The organism is Saccharothrix longispora (genome assembly GCF_031455225.1).
Lineage (GTDB): Bacteria > Actinomycetota > Actinomycetes > Mycobacteriales > Pseudonocardiaceae > Actinosynnema > Actinosynnema longispora.
In genome coordinates this window covers 3,259,541-3,282,618 of sequence record NZ_JAVDSG010000001.1, presented here as the reverse complement: position 1 = coordinate 3,282,618, position 23,078 = coordinate 3,259,541, and the positions used below count along the sequence as shown (strand labels likewise).

General features: G+C 74.4%; 29 protein-coding genes. 13 read left to right on the top strand and 16 right to left on the bottom strand.

Annotated elements, in window-relative coordinates:
- Together J2S66_RS13405 and J2S66_RS13400 are read left to right on the top strand one after the other, a co-directional pair.
- Complete coding sequence (locus J2S66_RS13405; RefSeq protein WP_310307329.1) at window positions 1-471, top strand: MaoC/PaaZ C-terminal domain-containing protein; 471 nt, start codon at window positions 1-3, stop codon at window positions 469-471.
- Window positions 468-929 (top strand): aminoacyl-tRNA deacylase, encoded by a 462-nt coding sequence (locus tag J2S66_RS13400; protein ID WP_310307328.1) that lies wholly within the window; start codon window positions 468-470, stop codon window positions 927-929. Before J2S66_RS13405 ends, J2S66_RS13400 begins: the two co-directional genes overlap by 4 nt.
- Here J2S66_RS13400 and J2S66_RS13395 read toward each other — a convergent pair.
- The 3 genes from J2S66_RS13395 to J2S66_RS13385 all read right to left on the bottom strand — a co-directional run bounded on the left by J2S66_RS13395 (window position 907) and on the right by J2S66_RS13385 (window position 3,419).
- On the bottom strand, window positions 907-1,791 hold the full coding sequence (locus J2S66_RS13395) for a DMT family transporter (protein ID WP_310307327.1): 885 nt from the start codon (window positions 1,789-1,791) through the stop codon (window positions 907-909). The two genes, J2S66_RS13400 and J2S66_RS13395, sit on opposite strands and share 23 nt — an antisense overlap.
- 39 nt (window positions 1,792-1,830) lie before the next feature.
- Entirely contained in the window at window positions 1,831-2,481 is a 651-nt protein-coding gene (locus J2S66_RS13390; RefSeq protein ID WP_310307326.1) for a response regulator transcription factor, read from the bottom strand.
- A 587-nt stretch (window positions 2,482-3,068) separates the two neighbouring features.
- On the bottom strand, window positions 3,069-3,419 hold the full coding sequence (locus J2S66_RS13385) for an STAS domain-containing protein (RefSeq protein ID WP_310307325.1): 351 nt from the start codon (window positions 3,417-3,419) through the stop codon (window positions 3,069-3,071).
- Between the two features lie 220 nt (window positions 3,420-3,639).
- Here J2S66_RS13385 and J2S66_RS13380 point away from each other — a divergent pair, with 220 nt between their 5' ends.
- Together J2S66_RS13380 and J2S66_RS13375 are read left to right on the top strand one after the other, a co-directional pair.
- Window positions 3,640-5,148: a cellulose binding domain-containing protein gene (locus J2S66_RS13380; RefSeq protein WP_310307324.1), complete on the top strand. Its 1,509-nt coding sequence runs from the start codon at window positions 3,640-3,642 to the stop codon at window positions 5,146-5,148.
- Window positions 5,149-5,194: 46 nt separating this feature from the next.
- Entirely contained in the window at window positions 5,195-5,440 is a 246-nt protein-coding gene (locus J2S66_RS13375; protein ID WP_310307323.1) for an RICIN domain-containing protein, read from the top strand.
- Window positions 5,441-5,455: 15 nt separating this feature from the next.
- Here the strand turns inward: J2S66_RS13375 and J2S66_RS13370 are convergent, their stop codons facing one another.
- Window positions 5,456-6,766 (bottom strand): glycosyltransferase, encoded by a 1,311-nt coding sequence (locus J2S66_RS13370; protein WP_310307322.1) that lies wholly within the window; start codon window positions 6,764-6,766, stop codon window positions 5,456-5,458.
- Between the two features lie 77 nt (window positions 6,767-6,843).
- On the opposite strand from J2S66_RS13370, the gene J2S66_RS13365 reads away from it, so the two are divergent.
- Window positions 6,844-7,329, top strand: coding sequence for a GbsR/MarR family transcriptional regulator (locus J2S66_RS13365; RefSeq protein WP_310307321.1), 486 nt, complete (start codon window positions 6,844-6,846; stop codon window positions 7,327-7,329).
- Window positions 7,330-7,358: 29 nt separating this feature from the next.
- On the opposite strand, the gene J2S66_RS13360 is transcribed toward J2S66_RS13365, so the two are convergent.
- The 8 genes from J2S66_RS13360 to J2S66_RS13325 all read right to left on the bottom strand — a co-directional run bounded on the left by J2S66_RS13360 (window position 7,359) and on the right by J2S66_RS13325 (window position 14,381).
- Entirely contained in the window at window positions 7,359-8,222 is an 864-nt protein-coding gene (locus J2S66_RS13360; RefSeq protein ID WP_310307320.1) for a hypothetical protein, read from the bottom strand.
- Window positions 8,222-8,575 carry a type VII secretion target gene (locus J2S66_RS13355; RefSeq protein WP_310307319.1) on the bottom strand — a complete coding sequence of 118 codons (354 nt, stop codon included), beginning with the start codon at window positions 8,573-8,575 and terminating at the stop codon, window positions 8,222-8,224. Before J2S66_RS13355 ends, J2S66_RS13360 begins: the two co-directional genes overlap by 1 nt.
- 83 nt (window positions 8,576-8,658) lie before the next feature.
- Complete coding sequence (locus tag J2S66_RS13350; protein ID WP_310307318.1) at window positions 8,659-9,174, bottom strand: YbaB/EbfC family nucleoid-associated protein; 516 nt, start codon at window positions 9,172-9,174, stop codon at window positions 8,659-8,661.
- On the bottom strand, window positions 9,171-10,046 hold the full coding sequence (locus tag J2S66_RS13345; RefSeq protein WP_310307317.1) for a hypothetical protein: 876 nt from the start codon (window positions 10,044-10,046) through the stop codon (window positions 9,171-9,173). Before J2S66_RS13345 ends, J2S66_RS13350 begins: the two co-directional genes overlap by 4 nt.
- 291 nt (window positions 10,047-10,337) lie before the next feature.
- Window positions 10,338-10,880 (bottom strand): DUF3040 domain-containing protein, encoded by a 543-nt coding sequence (locus tag J2S66_RS13340; protein ID WP_310307316.1) that lies wholly within the window; start codon window positions 10,878-10,880, stop codon window positions 10,338-10,340.
- 361 nt (window positions 10,881-11,241) lie between these two features.
- Entirely contained in the window at window positions 11,242-11,664 is a 423-nt protein-coding gene (locus tag J2S66_RS13335; protein ID WP_310307315.1) for a PPOX class F420-dependent oxidoreductase, read from the bottom strand.
- Window positions 11,665-11,711: 47 nt separating this feature from the next.
- A complete protein-coding gene (locus J2S66_RS13330; protein ID WP_310307314.1) occupies window positions 11,712-13,103 on the bottom strand; it encodes an FAD-dependent monooxygenase in 1,392 nt (463 codons plus the stop codon).
- 66 nt (window positions 13,104-13,169) lie between these two features.
- Window positions 13,170-14,381, bottom strand: coding sequence for a cation:proton antiporter (locus tag J2S66_RS13325; protein WP_310307313.1), 1,212 nt, complete (start codon window positions 14,379-14,381; stop codon window positions 13,170-13,172).
- Between the two features lie 302 nt (window positions 14,382-14,683).
- Between J2S66_RS13325 and J2S66_RS13320 the strand changes: the two genes are divergently transcribed.
- From J2S66_RS13320 to J2S66_RS13300, 5 genes are all read left to right on the top strand, one after another.
- Entirely contained in the window at window positions 14,684-15,625 is a 942-nt protein-coding gene (locus tag J2S66_RS13320; RefSeq protein ID WP_310307312.1) for an SDR family NAD(P)-dependent oxidoreductase, read from the top strand.
- Window positions 15,619-16,476: an SAM-dependent methyltransferase gene (locus tag J2S66_RS13315; RefSeq protein WP_310307311.1), complete on the top strand. Its 858-nt coding sequence runs from the start codon at window positions 15,619-15,621 to the stop codon at window positions 16,474-16,476. Before J2S66_RS13320 ends, J2S66_RS13315 begins: the two co-directional genes overlap by 7 nt.
- 140 nt (window positions 16,477-16,616) lie before the next feature.
- Window positions 16,617-16,991, top strand: a complete 375-nt coding sequence (locus J2S66_RS13310) for an ATP-binding protein (protein WP_310307310.1) — start codon at window positions 16,617-16,619, stop codon at window positions 16,989-16,991.
- 178 nt (window positions 16,992-17,169) lie between these two features.
- Window positions 17,170-17,997, top strand: a complete 828-nt coding sequence (locus J2S66_RS13305) for a CPBP family intramembrane glutamic endopeptidase (protein WP_310307309.1) — start codon at window positions 17,170-17,172, stop codon at window positions 17,995-17,997.
- A 262-nt stretch (window positions 17,998-18,259) separates the two neighbouring features.
- Entirely contained in the window at window positions 18,260-18,445 is a 186-nt protein-coding gene (locus J2S66_RS13300; RefSeq protein WP_310307308.1) for a hypothetical protein, read from the top strand.
- 165 nt (window positions 18,446-18,610) lie between these two features.
- Here the strand turns inward: J2S66_RS13300 and J2S66_RS13295 are convergent, their stop codons facing one another.
- The 3 genes from J2S66_RS13295 to J2S66_RS13285 form a co-directional block, all read right to left on the bottom strand.
- Complete coding sequence (locus tag J2S66_RS13295) at window positions 18,611-18,892, bottom strand: hypothetical protein (RefSeq protein WP_310307307.1); 282 nt, start codon at window positions 18,890-18,892, stop codon at window positions 18,611-18,613.
- Window positions 18,893-18,903: 11 nt separating this feature from the next.
- Window positions 18,904-19,191 (bottom strand): iron-sulfur cluster biosynthesis protein, encoded by a 288-nt coding sequence (locus J2S66_RS13290; RefSeq protein WP_310307306.1) that lies wholly within the window; start codon window positions 19,189-19,191, stop codon window positions 18,904-18,906.
- A 177-nt stretch (window positions 19,192-19,368) separates the two neighbouring features.
- Window positions 19,369-19,584, bottom strand: coding sequence for a hypothetical protein (locus tag J2S66_RS13285; protein ID WP_310307305.1), 216 nt, complete (start codon window positions 19,582-19,584; stop codon window positions 19,369-19,371).
- Between the two features lie 200 nt (window positions 19,585-19,784).
- Here J2S66_RS13285 and J2S66_RS13280 point away from each other — a divergent pair, with 200 nt between their 5' ends.
- The gene (locus J2S66_RS13280; protein ID WP_310307304.1) at window positions 19,785-20,705 is read left to right on the top strand and encodes a universal stress protein; all 921 of its coding nucleotides are present in this window, start codon (window positions 19,785-19,787) and stop codon (window positions 20,703-20,705) included.
- Window positions 20,706-21,246: 541 nt separating this feature from the next.
- Window positions 21,247-21,450 carry a hypothetical protein gene (locus J2S66_RS13275; RefSeq protein WP_310307303.1) on the top strand — a complete coding sequence of 68 codons (204 nt, stop codon included), beginning with the start codon at window positions 21,247-21,249 and terminating at the stop codon, window positions 21,448-21,450.
- A gap of 16 nt (window positions 21,451-21,466) precedes the next feature.
- On the opposite strand, the gene J2S66_RS13270 is transcribed toward J2S66_RS13275, so the two are convergent.
- Window positions 21,467-21,985 (bottom strand): DUF421 domain-containing protein, encoded by a 519-nt coding sequence (locus tag J2S66_RS13270; protein ID WP_310307302.1) that lies wholly within the window; start codon window positions 21,983-21,985, stop codon window positions 21,467-21,469.
- A 120-nt stretch (window positions 21,986-22,105) separates the two neighbouring features.
- Between J2S66_RS13270 and J2S66_RS13265 the strand changes: the two genes are divergently transcribed.
- On the top strand, window positions 22,106-22,933 hold the full coding sequence (locus J2S66_RS13265) for a copper chaperone PCu(A)C (protein ID WP_310307301.1): 828 nt from the start codon (window positions 22,106-22,108) through the stop codon (window positions 22,931-22,933).
- The last annotated feature ends 145 nt before the right edge of the window (window positions 22,934-23,078 follow it).

The following is a 23,078-nucleotide window of genomic DNA, read 5'->3' as shown; positions in this document are numbered from 1 at the left end:
GTGCGGTACTTCGAGGACTTCCGCGTCGGCGACGTGCACGAGCTGGGCAGTTGTCGGATCTCCGAGGCCGACGTCCGGTCGTTCGCGCAGCGGTACGACCCGCAACCCCTCCACCTCGGCCTGTCGGGTGAACCGGTGATCGCGAGCGGCTGGCAGGTGGCCGCCGCGTTCATGCGGCTGTACGTCGACGCGGTGATCAGCGGATCGGCGGCCGAGGTGTCGCCGGGCATCGACGAGCTGCGCTGGCTGCGGCCGGTGAGGCCCGGCGACCTGCTGGTCGGGCGGATGACCGTGCTGGGCACGACCCCGTCGCTGACGCGCGCGGACTGCGGCATCGTGCGCCAGCGCGGCGAGTTGACCGGCGAGTCCGGGCTGCCGGTGATGCGGTTCGTGTTCCACGGGTTGATGCGCAGGCGCGGGCACGCCCCGGCGACGGCGGAAGCCGTCCGCTCCGATACGCTCGGATCATGAGCGGACGGACTCCCGCGCAGATCCTCGAAGCCGCCGGCGTGCCCTTCTCGTCCTTCACGCACGCTCCGATCCGGACCTACGAGGACATCGAGCGCGAACTGGACCTGCCCGCCGAACGGCTGCTCAAGACGCTGGCGTTCCGCACCGGCGAGCGGTTCGTGCTGGTGTCCCTGCCGATGCTGACCCCCGCCGGCTACGGCAGGATCGCCAAGGCGGCGGGCGTCTCGCGGTCGAAGCTGCGCCGCGCCGGCGAGGACGACCTGGCCGAACTCGGCATGGCACCCGGCGGCATCAGCCCGCTCACCGACGTCGCCGACCGGGTGGTGGTGTTCCACACCCCGGTGCCGGACATGGGCAAGGTCTACTGCGGCAGCGGCCGGGACGACGAGACCATCGAGGTCGACGCGGCGAGCCTGGTGGACCTGGTGCGGCCGGTCATCGCCGACGTGGCGGGCTGACCTCCCGCACCCGCGCGGGCCGCAGCCCGATCGCGAGCCCCACCAGCACCAGGCACGCGCCGACCAGGTCGGCCAACCGGGGCTGGCCGGTGCCCAGCACCACCGTGGAGACCACCGCACCCACCGGCAGGAAGCCGGAGAACAGGCCGGCCCGGTCGGCGCCGAGCTTCGGCAGCGAGGTGTACCAGCACAGGAACGCGAACACCGTGACCACCACCGCCAGGTAGCCCAGCGCGAGCGCCTCGGAGGTGGTCGGCACCCGCACCAGGTGCGGCCCGTCCAGGACGAGCCCCACCACGACAAGTTGCGGCACGGCGATCGCCGCCGAGTACGCCGACACCCGGATCGCGCCGAGCCGGCCCAGCACCGGCAGCGCCAGCAGGGAGAACCCCGCCTCGCACGCCAGCGCCCCCAGGGCCAGCAGCAGCCCCAGCGGCGAACCGCCGCCGAACCCGCTGGTCACCACGACCCCGGCGACCACCACCACGGAGGCCAGCAGCACCCGGGGCGCGGGCTTGCGGCGTTCCATCACCGGCCCCAGCAGTGCCAGCACGATCGGCACGGCGGCCACCACGGTGCCCACGGTCGCGGGGTCCGCGAACCGGGTGCTCTCCACGATCAGCACGTTGAACGCGGTGAGCCCGGTCAGCGCGAGCGCCACGAGGAAGAACACCTCGCGCCGGGTCAGCCGCACCGGCCCCTTGCCGAACGCCTGAGCCACGGCGAAGAGCAGCACCGCGCCGACCAGGTAGCGCACGGCCTGCCCGCCGTACACGGGGTAGTCGTGCAGCGCGGGGGAGACACCGGTCAGCGTGCCCACGCAGAACATCGCGGTCGCGGCGCCCAGTGCGCCGCGCCGCACGTCGGTCGGGGTGGATGGGGTTCCCGTGGTGGGCAAGGTTCAGGGCCTCCGGACGGTCTCGGACAGCTCGCCGACGTTGATCAGCCCCGTCTCGTAGGCGTAGGCGACGGCGCTGGCGCGGTTGGGCAGGCGCAGCTTGCGCAGCAGGTTCTGGACGTGGAACTTGACGGTGCTCTCGGTCAACGACAGGTTCCGCGCCATCTCGGAGTTGGTGCGGCCGTGCACCAGCAGGCGCAGCACGTCGGTCTCCCGACGGGTGATGCGCTCCACCGGTGGCTCGTCCCGCTCGGCGGCGCGCGGCGCGGGCCCGGCGTAGAACGCGTAGCCGGCGGCCAGCATCCGGATGGCGCTGAGGAACTCGTCGGGACTGGAGCTCAACGGCAGGACGCCCACCCGCGGTGCGTCCGGCAGGGTGGTGTTGTCGTCCACCACCAGCACGTTCGCCGAGGGCCTGCCGTCGAGGAACCGGCGCGCGGCCACCGACGCGCGTGGCACGTCCACCAGGCACCCGATCACCACCACCTCGGGCAGTTCCCGCGTGTGCCGGAAAAGACCGTCGAACGTGTCGACCTGGTGGGTGACCACGATCCCCGGAGCCTCGTCGAGGATCTTCCGCATCCCGATCCGGAAAAGCGTTCTCCGCTCGGCCAGGACGACCCGCGTGGGATTGTCGACGAGCGCGTCGTTCATCACGGACTCAGCCCCCAATTCTGGTGTGTGCGCAATGCGGTCGCCCGTGGGCGGCGCGCGCACAGGAAAGTCCCGGGCCGCCACCCGAACAGGTTCGCCCCGCGGTCGCGCGCGACTCCGGCACCGTGCGACCGCCTGGTGCGCGGTGTTCCGACGACCGGTCGCCGATCAGCGAGAACCGTGCTCCCGCAACGGTCCGGGGCGGGGCCGCCCCCGGCTCGGTGTCACCGGACGCGTCCGGTGCACGGCGGGTGGTGCGGCAGGCGTCCTTCCGTCGATCATGCTCCCCCAGTTCCCCCAGGATTGTCCGGTGTGGACAGATTTCCCCAATGCCGGATCAATAGTTCACGTTTCGCACGGCAAACTCAACCCGCCTGGAAAGATTGAGCCGAACGGTCGCGGCGAGTAGGCCGTCGGAGCACGGTGCAAAGGTTTCCCGAACGGCCGCGTGAACCTTCTGACCTGCGCGTACGTCCGGTTGCGGCCTTCTCGGGGCGGCACTGCCGGGCCGCATCACGGCGGTTGCGTCGAAGCGACGTGGAATAGCGGGAAATCCACGTCGCGCAGGGTCTCCCGACCGGCGCGGATCAGCCCGCCCGGCGTTCCCCGACGTCGTCGGGCACCAGGTGGTGGTAGGTGCCGGTGCGCTGCAACAGGCGGTCCAGCCACGGCGGCCGGTTGTCCAGGAGCAGCGTGGTCGTGGCCTCGTCGGCGGCGCGACGCGCGCCCAGCAGGACGCTCAGGCCGAACGAGTCGCAGAACGCCAGCCCCGCGCAGTCCACGTGCAGGCGTGTCGGGCGGAGGGTGGCGAGCAGGTCGACCACCACGTCGCGCAGCAGTCCGCCGTTGTCGAAGGTGAGGTCGCCCGACGGCACCACGCAGGCGGTCGTGTCGTCGACGAGCACGGTGGTGCAGGTCAGGTACTCCGGTGCGACCACGCGCCCCGCCTCCTCGTTCACCAGGGTGATCCGGTCGTGACCACCTGATCTTCCCCCACGGTCGATCCGCGGTGCCGGGACGCGCCGGGAGGCGTACCGGGCGCGATCACGGGTTCACGGTGCGCGCACGTTTGGCTACAGTGTCTGGGAGCGCTCCCAGAGGAAGTGACCGCTCGACCGGGGCGCCCACTCGTCGATCAACGGAGACCTGGCGGTGCACATGCCCTTCCCCCACTCGAACCGGACCCGCGCCGGACTGGCCGTCGCCGCCGTCGGCGCCGCCGTCGTCGCCACCCTCACCTCCCTGCCCGCGCAGGCCGCCACCGGCTGCCGGGTCACGTACCAGGTGGGCAGCCAGTGGCAAGGCGGCTTCACCGCGAACGTCGGCATCACCAACCTCGGCGACCCCGTCACGAGCTGGCGGCTGACGTGGTCCTTCGCCGCGGGCCAGAAGATCACCCAGGCGTGGGGCGGCACCGCGACGCAGTCCGGCGCGCAGGTCGCGATGGGCAACGCGAGCTGGAACGGCGTCCTGGGCACCGGAGCGGGCACCGGCGTCGGCTTCAACGGTTCCTGGGACGGCTCGACCAACCCGGTCCCCACCGACTTCGCGCTCAACGGCACCCGCTGCACCGGCACACCCACGACCACCACGACGACGACCGCCACCACGACCACCACGACCACCACCACGACCCCCCAGCAGCCCGGTGACGCGCTCGCCCGCGTGCACACCGCCGGCAGGGTCAAGGCGACCGCGAACGCCCTCCAGTACACCTGGCCGGGCGTCTACTTCGAGGGCCGCTTCCGCGGCACCGGGGTGGGGATCGTGCTCGACGACGCCCACAACGACTACGACGTCCAGGTCGACGGCACCACCGCGGCGACCCTCGTCCGACCCGGGCGCACGACGCACTGGGTCCGCGGCCTCGCCGACACCGAGCACCGGGTGCGCCTGGTCAAGCGCACCGAGAGCCCCTGGACGGCCGGCGGGTTCGGCGGCTTCACCGCCGCGCCCGGCGGTGAGGTCCTGGACAAGCCCGCCGCGCGCACCCGGCAGGTCGAGTTCATCGGCGACTCCCTGACCGTCGGCTACGGCAACATGTCCACCACGCGCGACTGCTCGGCCAACGGCGGTGTCGACCGCAACACCAACGCCGACCTCGGCTTCGCCGCCCAGGCGGCCCGGAGCCTGAACGCCGACTACCAGGTCAACGCCCACTCGGGGCGCGGCATGGTCCGCAACTACAACGGCCAGGACCCGGGCACCGACTTCCGCACCCACTACGACCGGGTCCTCCAGCACGCCGCGGGCGACGTGTGGCAGAACCCGGGCACCTGGCGGCCGCAACTGGTCGTGGTGGGCCTGGGCGTCAACGACTTCTCCACCCCCCTCAACGCCGGTGAGCCGTGGACGCCCGACAGCCTGGTCAGCGCCTACAAGACCGCGTACCAGGGCTTCATCGACACGCTGCGGGCCCGCTACGGCGCCGGGACGACCATCGTGGTCAGCGCCAACGCCTACTCCGGCAACGCGGCGTTCCCGCAGGCCGCCCAGCAGGTCGTGCGGGAGCGCAACCAGCGTGGCGACGCCGCGGTCCGCTACTGGTACTACGACGCCCCGGACCTCGACCGCCTCGGCTGTGACTGGCACTACTCGCTGCGCGACGACCGGATCATCGCCGGACTGCTCACCGACTACGTCGCCGGTCTCGGCCTGGACTGGTGAGGGTGCCGCTCGCAAGCCGGGCACCATCGGCTACGACTGGTACTCGATGTGCGCGCTGAGCGGCAGCGGCACCGACCTCGACCTGACCATCCGCAACACCTCAGGTGCCGAACGGGTCCGGTACGCCTGGGGTGACGGCACCACGACTCCCACGACGTACCACCGGGTTGACGTGCGGCACAGCGGCAAGTGCCTCGACGTGGTGGGCGCCTCCACCGCCGACGGCGCCGAGCTCGTCCAGTACACCTGCGGCACAGGCACCAACCAGCAGTGGCCGCGCACCACCGTGTGACGGCGGGGGCGGGGTTCACCGCTGTCGAGGCCGGGGCCGCGCGCCCGATCCCGCGATCCCGGCCAGTCGGCGCACCGCGTCGTCCACCCCGCGTTCCGCCCGCACCCGGTCGCCGAGGCCGGCCGCGGTCTCCGCGAGCCGGGTGTCGGTCACCGCGCGCTCGATCGCCCCGGCGAGCCGGTCGGCGTCGAGGTGGCGTTGGTCGAGCGGTTCGGTCGCCACGCCCAGGTCGTGCATCCGGCGACCCCAGAACGGCTGGTCGGCCACGAACGGGCACACGACCTGGGGGCGCCCGGCCGCGACCGCCGCGGCGACGGTGCCCGCCCCGCCGTGGTGGACGACCGCGGCGACCCGCGGCAACAGCCGTTCGTAGGGGACCTCGCCCGTGGTGAACACGTCCCGCGAGTCGGCCGCGGTCAGCCCGCCCCACCCGGTGCCCAGCACCGCCCGGACGCCGGCCCGCCGCGCCGCCGCCAGCACGGTGGCCGTCGTGGCGGCCGGGTCCGGGCCGGACATGCTGCCGAACCCGATGAACACCGGTGGGTCGCCCGCGTCCAGGAAGTCCGCCAGCGCGGCGGGCAGCGGGTCCCGTTCCGCGACCGGTCCGGTGTCGTGGAGGAACCAGTAGCCCGTCACGGCGGCCGTGGCGGGCCAGTCGGCGGGTCGCGGCAGCACGTGGCGGCTGACCGCGTGCAGCACCGGTGCCGGCGAGCCGTCGGGGTTGCGCAGCGGGTCGTGCCGCCCACGTCGCCGGGGCAGGCCCAACACCGTGTCCCGCCACCGGTCCACCGTGCGGCCGAACACCACCGCCGGCCCCTTCATCCCCAGGTAGGTGGCGCGGTTGCAGGCGCGCGGCAGCAGGCGTGGCACCGCCTGGCCGGGCCACGGGAACTCGCGGGTCGGCACGTACAGGGGGATGGGCAGGGCCAGGACCGACGGGACGCCCAGCCGCTCCGCGACGTGGTGACCGGCGACCACCTGGCCGTTGTGCACCACCACGTCCGCGCCGGCGCCGAGCCCGCCGGAGGCCACCGACCAGCAGTCGTCGAGCACCCGCCCGAACATCCCCGGCATCCGCCTGGCCAGCGCGACCTTCGCGGACAGGCCGCCGGCGGCGACCTCGCCGACCACCGGGCCGTCGTCGACCAGCCGCAGCGGGCCCTCGTCGATGCCCGCGAACACCACTCCCGCGCCGCGCACCAGCGAGTCGAACCGGTGCGGCGCGACCACCACGGCCTCGTGCCCGGCCGCCGCCAGGCCTCGCGCCAACGCCACGAACGGCTGCACGTCCCCGCGCGTGCCCAGGGTGAGGATCAACGCCTTCACCCCACGACCGTACCCAGTTTTCTGAGATTTCCGAATAGTCGAAGCAGTTAAGATCCCGTCAGGACGAAGGGGGACCGATGACCGGGCACGCCGAGGCAGCCGAGCGGCTCGCCCTCACCCTGACCCGCGGCGGCCTCCAGCGGATGACCGCCCGGGTGCTGGCCATGCTGCTGTTCAGCGACCAGGACACCATCACCGCCGGTGAGCTGGCCGAACTGCTGGGCGCCGCCCCCGGCTCGGTCTCCACCGCCATCAAGGGCCTCGCCTCGGTGGGGCTCATCGAGAAGGTGCCCGCGCCCGGCAGCCGCCGCGAGCACTTCCGCTTCCCCGACGACGGCTGGGCCACGCTCATGTCCGAGCAGAACGCGGTCGTCCGGCAGATGCGGGCCGCCGCCGAGGCCGGGATCGCCGCCGCCGGCGAGGACAGCGCCGCCGGGCGCCGCCTCGCCGACATGCGCGACTTCTACGCCCACCTGATGCGCGAACTGCCCGCCGTGATCGACCGCTGGCGCGACGGCGCGGCGGGGACCGGGGTGGACCGGCGGGGGACCACCCGGCCGTGATCCCCCGCCCGGCCACCGCCGCGGTCGGGTCACGCGGGGGCGGTGGCCCGGCTCTTCTCCAGCTCGGTGAGGGCGCGCCAGAACCCGTCGAACAGGTCGCGCAACTGCACGAGCCAGGTCAGCGCGCTGGACAACGCCTTGCCCAGTGCCCGGAGCATGTTCGCGACGATGCGGACGACCTGCGCGATCTTCGCCGTGGCCTGCGCGACGACCACCGGCGTCGCCGCGCCGAGCGTGGCCGCCAGTTCGATCGCCCAGCTGACCAGCGCCCCGGCCAGGGTCGCGAGCAGGTCGCGGATCGCGACGCGGATGCCGCCGACGACCTCCGCCATCGACAACGTGATGCCGGCGATGCCGTGCGCGCCGCCCGCCGCGCCCTTGGCGATCCCGGCGATGGCGTCGACCTCGCGGAGGTAGCCCTCCGCGGCCTCGCCGGTCCACGACGGCACCCCGGTGTGCGCGCCGCGCTGGAGATCCTCGCCGAGCTTGAGCACCTCCTGCTCGATGTTCGTCCAGGTCTGGGCGTAGCCCTTGACCATGTCCGGGTTGCCCGTCACCGCGTGCAGCGCCGCCCGGGCGGGTTCGACGTGCTCCAGCATCCACGAGAACAACTGCCCGGCGACGTAGGCGATGGGGTCGACCGCGGCGCTCGCCACGTCCAGCCCCGCGGCCGCCACACCCGAGATGATCAGGCCCAGGTCGTTCTGGTCGACGCCCTGGGCGATCGTCCACCCCGCCTCGAACGCGGTGATGCCGGTCATGAACCCGGTGCCCGACTCGGCGTCGGGCACGCCCGTGTTCTCCAGGGGGTTGAGGTCCTGGAGGTAGTTGTGGCGCAGGTCCGACCGCTGGTCGACCAGCTCGTTGTCGCTCCGGTCGTCGACGTCGACCATCAGTTGCCTCCCCCGACCCGCGGTGCCGACGGCACCGCCTCCAGCGTCCTGACCAGTGCCTGCATCACCGCCGCCACCTTCTCCTCGGCCGCCCGGTAGGTCGCCGCCGAGTCCTGGAGGCCGTCGACCAGCCGCCGCATGCTCTCCGCGGTCGCGGCGAGGGTGTCGGTGCCGCGCTGCTGCGGCTCCTTCAGCAGGTCGGCGAACGGCCGGCACAGCAGGCCGTAGGCGTCGTCCAGGCTCGTCACGTGCCGGCCCGCGTCGGTCGCGGTGTCGGCGCGCCCGGCGAGGCCCCCGACCGCCCCGGCCTGCGCCGACAGCTCGGCGGAGTCGACGGTGAACCCGTCGCCCATGATGTCCTCCTTCTCGGTGCGGGAATCCCGGTGCGGGAACCTCAGCGCGGGAACCTCAGCGCAGGAACCTCAGCGCAGGAACCTCAGCGCAGGAACCCGCGGTCTTCCCAGTCGTCGTCGGTCGCGTCGGTGCGGTTCGGTCGTGGTGGCGGCGGCGGCGCGGCGTCGTCCTCGACCTGGCCGATCCGCATCTCGCGCGTCACCTCGCGGTCGGCGCCCGACTCCGGGGCGGGGTCGGGGAAGCGCCGTTCGTACTGGGCGACGATGTCCCGCGCGGGCTGGTCCTCCGCGGGGACGGTCTCGGCCACCAGGACCTGCACGCGCTGCCGCAACACCGCCTGGGCGGCGCGCATCACCGACATGATCCCGGCCGACAGCGCGGTCGGTTCGAGGGCGCGGGAGCGCTCGGACAGGGTGATCCCGGTGGGGACGCCGTTGCTGTCCACCGTGACCCGGATCGAGCCGTCCGGGGACGCGGCGCTCGCGGTGGTCGCGTCCATCCGCTCCTGGAGTTGCGCGTAGCTCCGCGCGCGCTGCTCCAGGCCGGCGGCCCACTTGTCCAGGTCGTCGGCGGCCTTCAGCGGGTCGGGGTTGATCACGGGTTTCCTCTCGGCGTGTTCGCGGGTCCTCCGGGCGGGCGGCCCGCCCAGCGGTGTCGTCGGGTCAGCAGGAGGTCGCGGACGAGGTGGCCGTCGTGCACCGGCACCACCCAGTCGCCCCGGGCGGTGCGCAGCAGCACCGCGGGTCCGGCCGGGGCGTGCAGCACGCTGCCGTCGGGCAGGGTCAGCCAGGTCCGCGGCGGGGTCTGGTGCGGCAGGTCGACCACGACCACGTCCCGCACGTCGCCCCACGGCACGCCGTGCTCGGCGGCGGGCCCCGCGCCGCGGCCGCGGTGCAGCCGCGCGGACCAGGTGACCCGGTCGGTTCCGAGCCGGAGTCGCGCCGACGCCAGGTCCGGTGCGGCCAGGGCGAACCTGACCGGCAGCACCAGCGCGAACCCGGTGGCGCCCAACGCGGGCACGACCGGGGTCAGCAGGCCGCGGTGCGCCCGGTGGGCCAGGGCGCAGGAGGTCCCCGCGCACACCCACACCACGACGAACAGCAGGCCCGCCGCGGCCCGCGCCGCCCCCGGGGCCGACGAGTAGGCCCAGCCGAACGCGGGGATCGCGCCGAGCAGCAGTTGACCACCGGCGACGAGGAACGCCGTCGGCAGCCAGGACGGCGGGTCGAGCACGTCGTGCCGCAGCCGCGCCGTCCGGACGGCGGCCGGGAGCGCCGCGCCCACCGCGGGCACCGCCGCCCACCAGGACCCCGCGAGAACCGCCTGCACCGCGCAGATCGCCACCACCGCCCAGGGCAGCACGACCGCCGACCAGCGCAGCAGCAGGCGCGTCCGCGTCCACCTGGCCTGGAGCAGCACGGCCACCTGCGGCGCGGCCACCCCCGGGACCACGTTCGGGATCAACGGCACGTCGGCACCGCCGACCCGCGCCGAACGCGGTGGTCGACACCTTCACCCACCACGACCGGTGGGCACGCGCGCCCGAATTCCATGAAGTGCCTCCGTCCACGTCGAACAGCCCACCGCCGTCGCGAGTGGGCGTGCCGACCAGACTTCCCGGCGCTCCGCGCGTGAACATGCCGCACCGGCGGTGGCCGCGCAACCGAAACGGTGAAATCGGGCCGGATCGGGAACCGGGCGGTCAGCGGGAGGGCGTCACCGCGGCGACGGGGAACCGGGTTCCCCGTCCGTCGTGAGTGGTCACACGGGCGCGCCCCGGTCGGGCCCGGACGGTTCGTCGTCGTCCGGCCCCGCCGCCGGCTGCGCCTGTCGTGGCGCGGTGACCAGCACCCGGAGAGCGGAGGCCGGCGCGGCGATCAGGACGCCGATCACGACCAGCGCGGGATCGGACACGAAGCCGATCACCGCCACCGCCAGGCCGAGCCCGATCACGGCGGTGAGCCGGCCGACCGCCGCCGGGTGGTCCGGGCGGTCGAGGGCGCGGATGCGTTCGGCGAACCTGGGGTCCTCGCTCGCCAGTTGCTCCTCGATGGCGCGGAACCGGCGTTGCTCGTGGTGGTCCAGCGCGGTGCGCTCCGCGCGGCTCGCGGTGTGGACGGTCCGCGGCGCCACCCCGGTGCCGCGCCGGTGGAGGAGTCGGGCCCGGGCGCGGTGACGCGTGCCGTGCCCGAGGACCAGCAGGGCGACGGCGAGCGCGGTGGCGACCGCCAGGTCCCACCGCCCGGTGAGGTGGTGGACCGCGATCGCCGGCAGTCCGATCGGCACGAGCCACGACCACCGCACGTCGGTTCCCTTCCGCCGACCGCGACCGCCCGCCGCCGGCTGATCAGGTGTCCCCCTCCATGCTCACGGGCGCCACCCTGGCGCGTAAGGGGCGGAACGGGCCGTGAACGGGCGGCTCCGTTGCCGGGTCCGGGCAAGCGGCCGGACCGCCCGGGCGGTGGGGTTCCCGTCGGTGTGCCGGGAAACCCGGTCGGCGAGCACTCGTCGTCCAGGACGGGAACCCCCGTGGCCGCGCACGTCACCGTCGGTCGTGCCGACGCCGTCGAAGCGGCGGTCGACCCACGGGGCCGACGCGCCGCGCCGGCGGTTCGTGACGAGGAGCTGTGAACGCCGACCCGGCGCCGGTCGCCGCCTCGCCCGCCTAGGACGCGGGGCCCCGGTGCACCGTCTTGGCCGACGGGTACCAGGCATCGCCGACGGGTTCGCCCGCGAGGTTCCAGCTCCAGGATGTGGTGGGGGTGATGCGCAGGTAGGTGCCCGGACCGATCAGGCCGACCCGCTCGAAGGGCTGCTCGGCGTGCCCGTACACGCGGATTCCCCGGGCGATGAACGGTTCGACCGACACGAGGTCGTCGACGACCAGCGCCACCGCGTGGTTCCCGGAGGCGACGTTGCGGAACTTCCGGGTGCCGCGCACGGTCCCGCCCCCGCCGACCCACAGGAACGTCCCGTCGAACTCGACGGCCACCGGCACGACATCGGGTTGTCCGCCCGCGCCGAGCGTGGCGAGCCGCCCGAGCGGCTGCGTTCTCAGGTACGCGATCTCGTCGGGGGTGAACGCCATCGCGCCACGTTACCCGCACCGGACCGGGAGGCCGGTCCGGTGCGGTGTCACCGGTGGAGCAGGGCCGCCACCGCGCGCCGCAGCGCGTCCGGCTCCGGCTCGCCGCGCCAGGCCAGGTGCCCGTCGGGGCGGACCAGCAGCGCGTCGCCGTCGTGGTGCGCCCGCCGGACCTCGCCGAGCGCGTCGCGCACGGCGTCCGCGCAGGCGTCGGGCCGCGGTGCGGCGAGAGTCCAGCCGAACCCGCCCGTCGCCGCGAACCGCGCGACCCGGTCGCCGATCCTCGGCCGCCGCCCGAACGGCGAGCGCGCGTAGCTCGTGCGCAGTTGCGACGCCCGCTCCCAGATGGCCTTCTCCGCCGGCGCGAGGGTCATCAGCGGGAACAGCACGCGGTCGCGCACCAGCCGGGAGGGGCGCGACTCGCCCAGCACGAGCCCGGTGAGGCCGCTGGTGGCGCTCAGCACCTCCTCCGCGACGGGGCGGCGTTCGGCCTGGTAGCCGTCCAGCAGTCGGTCGCCGGCGCGACCGGTGGCCACCAGCGCCAGCCGCCACGCCAGGTTCTCCGCGTCGCCCAGCCCCGTGTTCATGCCCTGACCGCCGAACGGGCTGTGGATGTGCGCGGCGTCCCCGGCCAGCAGCACCCGGCCCCGCCGGTAGGTCTCCGCCAGCCGCCGGTGGATGCGGAACACCGACGCCCACGTCCAGTCGTCCCCGACCGGGACGTCCAGGCCGGCGTGCCGACGCGCCGCGCCGGACAGGAACTCCGGGACGGCGCCGACCGGGGTGCCCGGCGCGGGCGCCATGAACCGCCACACCCCACCGGGCAGGGGGAACGCGGAGAACACCTCCCCGCGGCGCACCCACACCCCGACCGCGTCGCGGGGCAGCGGCAGGTCCGCCCGCACGTCGCCCAGCACGAAGCCCTCGACCAGCGGCACACCGGGGAAGCCGATGCCCGCGGCCTTGCGCACCGCGCTGTGCGCGCCGTCGCAGCCGATCACCCAGTCGGCCGCCACGCGCCCCGCGGTGGTGGACAGCACCGCGCCGCGCTCGTCCTGGTCGACCCCCGTGACCGCGGTGCCCCACTCCACGTGCACGCCCAGGTCGGCCAGCCGCGCCCGGAGCCCCGCTTCCACCTCGGCCTGCGACACCAGCAGCCCGGGGCGTCGGACCAGCCGGGTGGGCCGGCCGACCCGCAGTTCACCGGAGCGCCGCCCGCCGACGTGGACCACCACCCGGCGGATGCCGACCGACCGCTCGGGCAGGTCGCCCAGCGCGCCGAGCCGCTCCAGCACCTCGCTGCCGCGCGGCTGCAACCCCAGGGCGCGCGACGTCGTCGCCGGACCCGGCGCCCCGTCCACGACCCGTACCGCCACGCCCTGGAGACGCAGCGCGCACGCCGTCGCCAGACCCGTCGGACCCGCACCCACCACCACGACCATGCGTCGCAGTGTTATCCGCTAACACTTGTTAGTCAATAACAGATTTTGTCGACCGTTCGGACGCCGTCACAAGCCGCGCCGCTCGGGGGGCTCACCGGGGCGGCCGGTGGGCAGGTTGTCCGGCGGTTCCACGCTCAGGGCCTTGGCGACCGGCACGTCGGTGGAGGAGTGCAGCACGATCGACAGCGCGATGGTGATCGCGACGAGGTCGAACACGTGCTCGCCCGCGGGTATGCCCGCCTGGATGGCCAGCAGGACGTACACCACGGAGGCGAAGCCCTTGGGGCCGAACCACGCCGCCACCGTCCGCTCGCGCTTCGGCAGCGGCGTGCGCACCAGCGACAGCATCATCGCGGCGGGGCGCACCAGCAGGATGGCGATGACGGCCACGGCCCAGTCGCCGACCGTGAGGTGGGAGATGCGCTCGGGCGTGATGAGGGCGCCGAACACCAGCAGGGCGGCGAACTTGGTGACCTCCGAGAGCAGGTCGCCGAAGTGCTCGAAGTTCTCCGCCGTCACCCGGTCCAGGGTCGCCAGCGCCGACCCGGCCGCGAAGGCCGCGAGGTAGGGGTTGGCGTGGGTCAGGTGGCAGGTGGCGTACACGATGACGCCGATGGCCAACGGCCCCAGGGCCTGCAGGCGGGGTTCCGCGGTGAGGACGCGCAGCCGCCACGCGAGGGTGATCGCCCCCGCCACGGCGACGCCGACCACGAGGCCGAGGACCAGTTCGAGCGCGATGGTGCCCAGGTGGGGCGAGTCGTGGGTCGCGGTGGCGAGGAAGATGAGCACGAAGGGCAGGGCGAGGCCGTCGTTGAGGCCGGACTCCACGTTGAGCAGGCGCCGCAGGCGCAGCGGCACGTCGGTGCGGCCGACGATGGCGGAGGCGAAGACCGGGTCGGTGGGGGAGAGGATCGCGCCGACCAGCAGCGAGGTCGTCCAGTCCAACCCGGCCAGGTAGTGCGCGGGCACCGCGATGCCGATCATGGTCAGCGGCATGGCCAGGCCGAGCGCGCGCCCGGAGAGCCGCCAGCCCTCGCGCAGCGCGGGCAGGCCGGCGCGCTGGCCGTCCGTGAACAGCACCGTGAACAGCGCGAGGTCGGCCAGTCCGGTCACGAACACGCCGTCCGACGGGATGTCCACCAGTCCGAAGCCGCCCTGCCCGATCAGGGCGCCCGCCACCAGGAACAGCAGGGCAGTGGACAGCACGGTGCGCGCGGCCACGCCGGAGAGCGACACGCTGATCAACAACACGAGCCCGAAGGCCAGCACGAGCGCCATCAACCGCATCCCGTCGTCGACAAGAAGCCCTCCGCCGCGCGGAGGGCGTGCCGACCAGACTTCCCGGCGCTCCTGGGCAGAAGATGCCGCAGAACCGCTCCGGGGGCAACTCGGACACGTTGCCGGTTGCCGGTTGGCGGCAACGGGGACCGTGCCCGGGTGGCCGGGGACGACCGTTGTCCCGACCGGCACCGCGCGACAGTATCCGTGCAGGTCGCCAGGGGCGGCGCGGTACCGGGGAGGGATCGGCCGGGCGGGGCGCCACCTGGTCCCGGAACGCCTGATCGCGGAACGGAAGTGCTGTGGACCACTCGCGCGAGGTCGTCGTCGTCACCGGCGGCGGTTCCGGCATCGGGCTGCGGGCCGCCGGGCGGCTCGCAGCGGACGGGCACAAGGTGTTCATCGTGTGCCGCGACCGGCGGCGCGGTGAGGACGCGTTGTCCCGGATCAACGCGACCGCGGCGGAAACCGCGCGGCTCGTGCTCGCGGACCTGTCCGAACCCGACTCGCTCGACGCCGTGGCCTCGTCCGTGGCGGCCGAGGCCGACCACCTCGACGCGTTGGTCAACAACGCGGCGAACTTCGACCAGGCGCTGCGCGAACCCCACCGCACCGCGGCCGGGCACGAACTGATCTGGGCCACGAACCACCTGGGGCCCTTCCGGCTGACGGCCGTGCTCAGCGGGCTGCTCGCGGCGGCACCCCGCCCGGTGGTCGTCACCGTGGCCAGCAAGGGCCTGGTCACCACACCCCGCGCCACCATCCGCTTCGACCACCTCGACGGCGCGGGCTGGTACACCCCGACCAGGGCCTACTACCACTCGAAGCTGGCCCAGGTCATGTTCAGCTTCGAACTGGCGCTGCGGGCCCCCGCGAAGCTGGGCGTGGCGTGCGTCCGCGTCCCCGCGGTGCGGCTCGACGCCGATCGGCTGGCCGGCCTGCCGCGGTTGCTGCGCGTGGCGTACGCGCCCAAGAACCGCCTGGCCGCCCCGCCCGAGGAGCTCGCGGCGACCTACGCGCGGATCATCCGGTCCCACACCGACGGCGGAGACGACGGGGGAGGACCGCGCGGGTCCCTCCGGGGGATCTACGTCGACGAGCGGCTGCGACCGGTGAAGGCCCCCGCGCACGCGTACGACGCGGCGGCCCGAGCCCGCCTGTGGTCGGTCACGCAGGAGGCCGCGGGCGATCCCCGGTGGGCGTGGGGGGCTGAACCGGTGTGCGAGGAGCGCCCGACGTGGTGAACAGGGCGGCGGGGACCGCGGTGGGCCCCATGGTGATCGCGGCGGTGGAACAGCACCGGCCGCCGGGGCAGCGGCTGCTCGACGACCCGCTGGCGGCGGCCGTGCTGCCGGCCACGTCCAGGTGGGTGGCGGAGCTGTCCCGCGGGCCGCGGGTGCGCGACTGGCTGTTCCGCGCCTCGGAACGCGCCGCGCCGGGGATCTGGGGCGGCATCGCCTGCCGCAAGCGCTACATCGACGACCGGTTCGCGTCGGCGCTGGAGGACGGCGTCGACCGCGTCGTCGTCCTCGGCGCGGGCCTGGACACCAGGGCGCGCCGGTTGACGACCCCGAACGGCGTGCGGGTGTTCGAGGTCGACCTCCCCGTCAACGTCGAACGCCAACGAGCGCGCCTGGGCGTGCCCGGGCACATCACCCCGGTGCCGATCGACTTCGAGCGCGAGGACCTGTCCGCCGTGCTGGCCTCGCACGGCTACCGGCACGACCGGCGGTGCCTGTTCGTGTGGGAGGGCGTCACCCAGTACCTGACCGAGGACGGGGTCCGCCGCACCCTCGACTTCCTGGCCGGTGCGGCGGCGGGCAGCCGGCTGGTGTTCACCCACGTGCTCCGCGACTTCCTCGACGGCACCGACCTGCACGGTGCGCAGGCGCTGCACAGGCGTTTCGCCACCGGGCGACCGCTGTGGCGCTTCGGCCTGCACCCGCACCGGGTGGGCGACTTCCTGGACGCGTACGGCTGGCGGGAGGTGGAGCAGGTCGGGGCCGACGAACTCGAAGCGCGCTACGTCCGCGCGACGGGTCGCGCGGTGCCGATCTCGCCGCTTGAGCGCACCGTCCTGGCGGACAAGCCCTGACGACCCCGACGTGGCGACCGGCCGCGACGGCGCAAGCCGATCGTCAGGTTCGCCCGGCCGTTCCGGTGGGAAGCTCGGGGCGTGCTCCGACATCCCGCGGTCGTGCGCCCCTCCCGCCCCGGAGTGGCCGGGGGCCGGCCATGAGCGCCGGACACGACACCGCCCTGTGCGTGATCCGGGACGCCGGGGCGCTGTCGCGGGGGCAGGCGGAGGCGTGGCTGCACGAGCGCCTGGCCGGCTGGCCGGCGCACGACGTCCTGCGGGTCGAGCTGGTCATCGCCGAGCTGCTGGACAACGCGCAGCGCCACGGTGAACCCCACTACGTGGTGGAGCTGGCGCTGGACAGGCGGAGCGGGTGCCTCACGATCAGGGTCCGCGACCGTCCCGCGGCCGCCGCCACCTCCTGGGAACCGGCAGCCGGGCTGCTGATCGTCGAGGTGCTCGGCGATCAGTGGGGTGTCGTGCCGCTGGAGGACAGCACGACCGTCTGGGTCGAGGTGCGGTTCGACCGGTAAGACCGGCGGGCGCGGAGCGCCGTGTCGGGCCCCGCGGTCGCCGCCGCGCCCGCGTGCGCCGGTGCGACCTTGCGATGCCCTGACGATCACGTCGGGGACGGGTCGACCGCCGAGGACGGGGTAGACCGTGACGTCGGCGGGTGCCGTCGGGACGCGGTCCGCCTCGGGAGGGTGCGCGATGGAGCGGGTGTGGACGGCGCGGGCCGGCCGCCGGGAGGACCGGTGGACCGGGGACGGGCCCGGAGCGGCGCCCCGGTGGCGCGCGGGTGGTCTGCGGGCCGGTCTGGGGATGCTGCTGCTGTTCGCGTTCGCGCAGCTGGTCGCGCTGGTGTCCGCGTCGTTGGCGGCTGCCCTGTTCGCGCCCGGCCTGTTCACGTCGACGTCCCCCGGCGCGACGACGGAGCTGTCGGCCTGGTCGCTGTTGGCCCTCGTGGCGGTGCCGGTGGTGGCGGCGGGGGCGACCGCGGTGGTGGGCGTGGCGTTGTCGGCGCGCGGCCCGGCCGAGGGGCGCGTGCGTCGGGGGCTGGCGTTGCGCTGGGACTGGTCGGATGTGGGGGCGGGGCTCGCGCTCGGCGTGGGCGGCCTGCTGCTGACCGTCCCGGCGGCCTGGTTGTGGGCGGCGTGGGTGGGGGAGGAGCGCGCGGGGTCGGCGGTCGGTGCGGCGTTCGGCGGCAGGAGCCTGGAGCCGGGTTCCGCGGTGGCGGTGTTCCTCGTGGTGTGGTTGCTCGCGCCGGTGGTGGAGGAGGTGCTGTTCCGCGGTGTGCTGTGGCGGGCGCTGGAGCACTGGCGGTGGAACCGGTGGCTGATCTTCGCGGTCACGTCGGCGGTGTTCGCGGTGGCGCACCTGGAGTGGGCGCGCACCCCGCTGCTGCTGGTCCTGGCGATCCCGATCGGTCTGGCGCGGGTGCTGACCGGCAACCTGCTCGCCTCCGTCGTGGCCCACCAGGTGAACAACTTCCTGCCGGCGCTCGTCCTGCTGCTCGACGTGCTCGACGTCCTCCCGTGACCGTCCGCGGAGTTCGGGGGGACGGCACCGGCCGTCCTGCTGCTGTCGACCGAGCCGCTCGGCACCGCCGGGGTGTCCGCGAGGCTGCGAGGCCGTGAGGCCCGATCGGACCGCAAGGTGATCGCAAGGTGGATCGGCGGCGTTGTCGGCCACAGTGGTGGGGGTCCGCGAGACCATGAGGGTGCACGACCGGGTGCCGGCCGCAAAGGCGCGGCCGGCACCCGCCCCACCGTTCCCCGCCAGGAAGTCGATTACCGGTACCGTGACCGCCATTCCCGTCGAGCACGGCGTCGTCGCCCTGCTGCTGATCTGTGACGACTGCGGTCGCGGCCTCGACGGCGGTGCCGTGCGCGAGGAGTGGATCGTGCTGTGGCACCGGGCGGTCGTGGAGGGATGGACGGGGCGGGACCGGGCGATCGGACCGCACCGCTGCCGCTCCTGCGCGTGAACCGCCCCGGGCACGCGGCTTCCGCGGCGACCACCGCGCCGACGACCGCGGTGCGGCGGCACCCGCGCGGGCTGGCCGGCGGCCCGACAGCGGGAAGGCCGGCCGTCCTGACCGGCCGAACCCACCGCTGCGACACCGCCTGCCGCTCGTCGAGGTCCCCGGTCGTCACCGGTCGTTGATGGAGAAGCGGAAGCACCCGTCGACGTCCATGCGCACGTCCAGCAGCTTGTCCCGCAGGTAGTGGGCCGCGTCCGGAGCCAGGAAGACCCGGCCGCCGGACGGCGCGGTGACCACTTCCTCCCGCGCCACGGGATGGGCGGTGACGGCCAGGGTGAGCGCCTGCACACCGTCCCGGTCGGACCAACCGATCCGCAGGCCGCCGCCTCCGTCCGCCGCGCGGGACAGGTCGCCGATCACCGCGCCGGCCGCGTGCGTGATGTTCAGCACGGCGACTCCTCTCAGGCCTGGGGGTAGACGCCGAAGTGGACACGTCCGGCGTGGCGCTTGCGCACGTCGAGCACCTTGTCCGCCAACCGCTGCGCGGCGCGGGGGTCCAGGAAGACGCGCGTGTCGCCGCGGACCACGATGACGTCGCCGACCTCGGGCTTCGGCCGGATCGCCAGGTCGAAGTCGCGGTCGTGCGCCTGCGCGGCCGCGGCGATCCGCAGGCCGCCCTGGCGGCCCACACCGGTGGCGGTGGTCAGTTCGTCGATGGCCTGTGCGGCGGTGTTGTCGATGTCGAGCACGGTCGACCTCCTCCGTCGTGGGGCTTGTCCTCGTCTTCGCCGACACTATGCGGCCGTCCGCGCGATCGGGCGTGATCACGTTGCACCGCAAGGAGATCGTCAGGATCGGGTGCGGCGGGCGCGCATCGCGAGGTCGTCGTCGGACGCGTCCCGAACGCAGGTGCGCAGGGGGACCGCTCAGGCGTCGATCCACAGGCGGGTGAGCCGGTGGTGGGCGAGCCGGTGCAGCATCTCGGCGAGGGCTTCCCGGGCGACCTGGCCTTCGAGGTCCCGCCGGGCGGCGAGCACGGTGTCGGTCACGACCTCGCGGGGCAGGACGTCGTGGAACTCGGCGGTCAGCCGGCCGATCGCCTCCAGGCAGTACCGGTCGGCTCGGGCGTCTTGAGTGATCACGGGCCTCTCCCACGTCCGCGGTTGCTCCTTCCAGGATGCCCGTGCCGCGGGGCATCCGACCTGACGACTGACTGACGATGGGGCGGCCGGTGTCGCAAGCGGGCCGCAAGGTTCCCGCTCCCGCACACGGGAACCCGATCGGGGGACGGGGGAGTGGACGATCGCCGGAGAACGGTTCGACCGAGGAAGTGGGAGGGATCGTGGACGTGGTGGACAACGCGATCGTGGTCGGCGTGGACGGGACCGAGCCGTCGGAGCGGGCGGCGCTGTGGGCGGCCCGGCAGGCGGCGGCCTTCGGCGCGCCGCTGGTGCTGGTGCACGCGGTGCGGTGGTCGATGCACACGCAGGCGCACCTCCACGCGCCGGTGCCCCTCGGCGCGATCCACCCGGGTGTCGGCGAGGAGCCGGTGCGGCAGTGGGCCCGGGACGTGCTGGACGGGCTCGCCGAGCGCTGCCGCGAAGCGGCGGGCGTCGAGGTGCGCACCGAAGTGGCCTCCGGCGATCCGGCGGACGCGGTGATCCTCGGTGCGGAACGGGTGGCGTTCGTGGCGGTCGGGCACTCCGAGCGTGGCGGGGTGGCGCGGTTCCTGCTGGGGTCGACCGCGGAGCGGCTCACGCGAGCCTGTCCGTGGCCCGTCGTGGTGGTCCGCGACGGGGTTCCGCTCGACGGGCGGCGCACCGGTGCCCCGGTGGTGGTGGGGGTGGACGGCACGCCGGTCAGCGGTCGAGCCGTCCGGTTCGCGTTCGGGTTCGCGGCCCGGCACGACGCCGAGGTGGTGGTCGTGCACGCCTCCAGCGGTGAGGTGACCACCGCGGTCGAGCCGGTGGAAACCCACGAGGAGGCGGCGCTGCGCGAGGGGACCGGCCCGGTGGGCGCCGAGCTGGTGGAGTGCGCGCGGCGTCACCCCGCCGTGCGGTACCGGTTGGTCCACGCGGCGGTCCCGCCGGCGGACGCGCTGCTCGCCGCGTCCGTCGAAGCTGGTCTGCTGGTCGTCGGCAGCCACGGCAAGGGCGCGGTGCGCCGGACCCTGCTGGGGTCGGTCAGCCACGAGGTGATCGACAACGCGCCGTGCCCCGTGGCGGTGCTGCCCCCGCGGACCGCGGATTCCCGCGGACGCTGAGGGCGGCGGGTGCGCCCGCCACCGCGAGTGGCAGGACCACCGACACGACGCACGACCGGGAGGAACCCCGTGACGACGCGGTGGTCACCCCGGACGGCTCCGCCGGGCCGCGCGGTCGCCGCCGTGACGTTCCCGGCGGGACCTGACTGCCGGCGGCCCCTGCGTGCTCGGCTGCGCCCCGGCGGGCGAAGGGATGGGCGGCTGCTGGAGCGATGCGGTCACCGGCGTCGTGATCGCCGTGCTCGCCCTGGTGAGCGGTGGCCCCGAACCGGTTGCTGCGGCTCAGCCTCGTCAACGCGGTCCTGGGCATGTGGCTTGGTCGCGTCGCCGTTGGTGCTCGGCTACCGGGCACGGGGCCACGCCCCGGAGGCGATCGGCAACGACGTCGTGGTGGCCTGCTCGTCCTCGTGCCGGCCGTGGCCGGCGCTCCGGCGACCTACCGGCGCCGGAGGGCGGGAGCCGCGGACCCGCACCCGCTCCACGGCGAGCCGTGACCCGCCGCGGGCTGCGCGTGCGGGTCACCCCGCCGTGAGCCCGGGACGTGGGTCGTCCTGTCGTGCTCGCCGCCGGCGGCCCGTCGTCGGCGGTCGTCGGTTGTCTCGGCATGGCCGAGCGCCTACCGTGCAACCGGTTCGCGGGAGTGCGCACGCCAGCCACGATGCGCGGCGACGCCGCGTTCAAGGCCGCCGACAAGGCGGCCGGCCCGTTGGGCGTGCGCGTCGCGAGGGCCGTGCCGGACCGGTAGCGGTCGCGCCGGTGCGTCAGCCCCGCGGCACGTCGGGCACGTCGTCGAGCGCGTCGAGCCCACCGGCCGACGACGCCGGGATGACGCTGAACGAGCCGTCGGTCTCCAGGACGACCGCCGCGACCCGGTCCAGGCCGCCCACCCCCTGCGAGCGCACCGCCTGCAACACCTCGCTCCGGCTGACGCGCTGCTCGCGCAGTTCCCGGTCGCGCAACCGCCCCTGCCACACCAGCAGCGCCGGCGTGGACTTCACCGCCCGGCGGAACCGCCCCACCCGCACCGAGGTCCAGGCGACGGCGAACTGGGCGCCGATCAGCAGCGCCAGCGCCAGCACGCCCTCGGCCAGCGCCACGTCGGAGGTGAGCAGCACGGTGGCCAGCGTGGAGCCCAGCGCGACCGTGGCCACCAGGTCGAAGGCGTTCATCTTCGCCAGCGTCCGCTTGCCCGACAGTCGCAGCAGCACCACGAGCGCCGCGTAGGCGCACACGCCGACGACCACGACGCGCAGCAGGCCGGTCCAGGAGTCGAAGAACATGCCCCACGCCTACCCGCCTCACCCGGACGGCACACGCGCGCGACGGGCCCAGACCTTGCGATCGGCTGACAGCCCGGCCGCGGTGTGCCGGTGCGGGCCACCACCGGGTAGCCACTGGACATGGACGGTATCCGGACACTCGCGCTCCTCGGAGCGACGTCGCTGGTGCTGGCGGGCTGCGGAGAACCCCAGCAGGTGCTGCGGAGCGGCACCATGGGCGCCAACGGGCACGTGGGCGAGGTGGTGCTGCGCAACGTCCTGGTCGAAGCACCCGCGGGCGGCCCGTGGCGGGCCGGTGACGACGCCGACGTGACGTTGACGCTGCTCACCGACGCCGACCGGCCGGACGCGCTGGTCGCGGTGAGCACCGACAGCGCCGCCGGCGTCGAACTGCTGGCCGACCGGGACTGCGACGGCCGCAGCGAGCGGGTGGACCGCATCCGCCTGCCCGCCGAGGGCGCGGTGGTCGAGCCCGGCAGCGTCGATACGGCCTACCACCTGCGGATCGTCGACTTCACCCGCGAGGTGCTCGCGGGCACGACCATCCCGCTCACCTTCACCTTCGCCGACGCCGGCCGGACCACCCTCGACGTGCCGGTGGAGGTCGTCGGCGACGGTGACGTGCCGCCGCCGGTCACGTGCACGGCGACCCCGTCGCCGACACCCGGCACCACCCCTGCGACCACCCCTGCGACCACACCCGGCACGTCGCCCTCGCGGCCCGACACGGTCCTGCGCGGCCGGGTGCAGGCCGGCGTCGAACCGGGGTGCCTGGTGCTGGCGACCGACCGGGGCCTGTTCCTGCTCCTGGGAGGCGACGAGGACGTGCTCCGCGCGGGAGCCGAAGTCGTCGTGGACGGCACCGCCCGGCCGGACCAGGCCACGACCTGCCAGCAGGGGACCCCGTTCGCCGTCACGGAGGCGCGGATCGCCCCCACGACCCGGTGAGGCGGCGCAGGACCGGCGCACCGGGCGCAGCCGCAAGGTGGCCGCAAGGTTCTCGCCGGACACGCCGGGAACCCGACCGGCGACGACCGGTGCCGAGGACGGAGGAGGCGGTTCGATGGCGATGCGCGGGAGTTCGACCACGGCC

Coding starts and splice junctions, on each gene's coding strand:
- J2S66_RS13400 (WP_310307328.1), top strand. CDS start 468: ATGAGCGGACGGACTCCCGCGCAGATCCTCGAAGCCGCCGGCGTGCCC.
- J2S66_RS13390 (WP_310307326.1), bottom strand. CDS start 2,481: ATGAACGACGCGCTCGTCGACAATCCCACGCGGGTCGTCCTGGCCGAG.
- J2S66_RS13380 (WP_310307324.1), top strand. CDS start 3,640: ATGCCCTTCCCCCACTCGAACCGGACCCGCGCCGGACTGGCCGTCGCC.
- J2S66_RS13375 (WP_310307323.1), top strand. CDS start 5,195: ATGTGCGCGCTGAGCGGCAGCGGCACCGACCTCGACCTGACCATCCGC.
- J2S66_RS13365 (WP_310307321.1), top strand. CDS start 6,844: ATGACCGGGCACGCCGAGGCAGCCGAGCGGCTCGCCCTCACCCTGACC.
- J2S66_RS13360 (WP_310307320.1), bottom strand. CDS start 8,222: ATGGTCGACGTCGACGACCGGAGCGACAACGAGCTGGTCGACCAGCGG.
- J2S66_RS13355 (WP_310307319.1), bottom strand. CDS start 8,575: ATGGGCGACGGGTTCACCGTCGACTCCGCCGAGCTGTCGGCGCAGGCC.
- J2S66_RS13335 (WP_310307315.1), bottom strand. CDS start 11,664: ATGGCGTTCACCCCCGACGAGATCGCGTACCTGAGAACGCAGCCGCTC.
- J2S66_RS13330 (WP_310307314.1), bottom strand. CDS start 13,103: ATGGTCGTGGTGGTGGGTGCGGGTCCGACGGGTCTGGCGACGGCGTGC.
- J2S66_RS13325 (WP_310307313.1), bottom strand. CDS start 14,381: ATGGCGCTCGTGCTGGCCTTCGGGCTCGTGTTGTTGATCAGCGTGTCG.
- J2S66_RS13310 (WP_310307310.1), top strand. CDS start 16,617: ATGAGCGCCGGACACGACACCGCCCTGTGCGTGATCCGGGACGCCGGG.
- J2S66_RS13305 (WP_310307309.1), top strand. CDS start 17,170: ATGGAGCGGGTGTGGACGGCGCGGGCCGGCCGCCGGGAGGACCGGTGG.
- J2S66_RS13270 (WP_310307302.1), bottom strand. CDS start 21,985: ATGTTCTTCGACTCCTGGACCGGCCTGCTGCGCGTCGTGGTCGTCGGC.
- J2S66_RS13265 (WP_310307301.1), top strand. CDS start 22,106: ATGGACGGTATCCGGACACTCGCGCTCCTCGGAGCGACGTCGCTGGTG.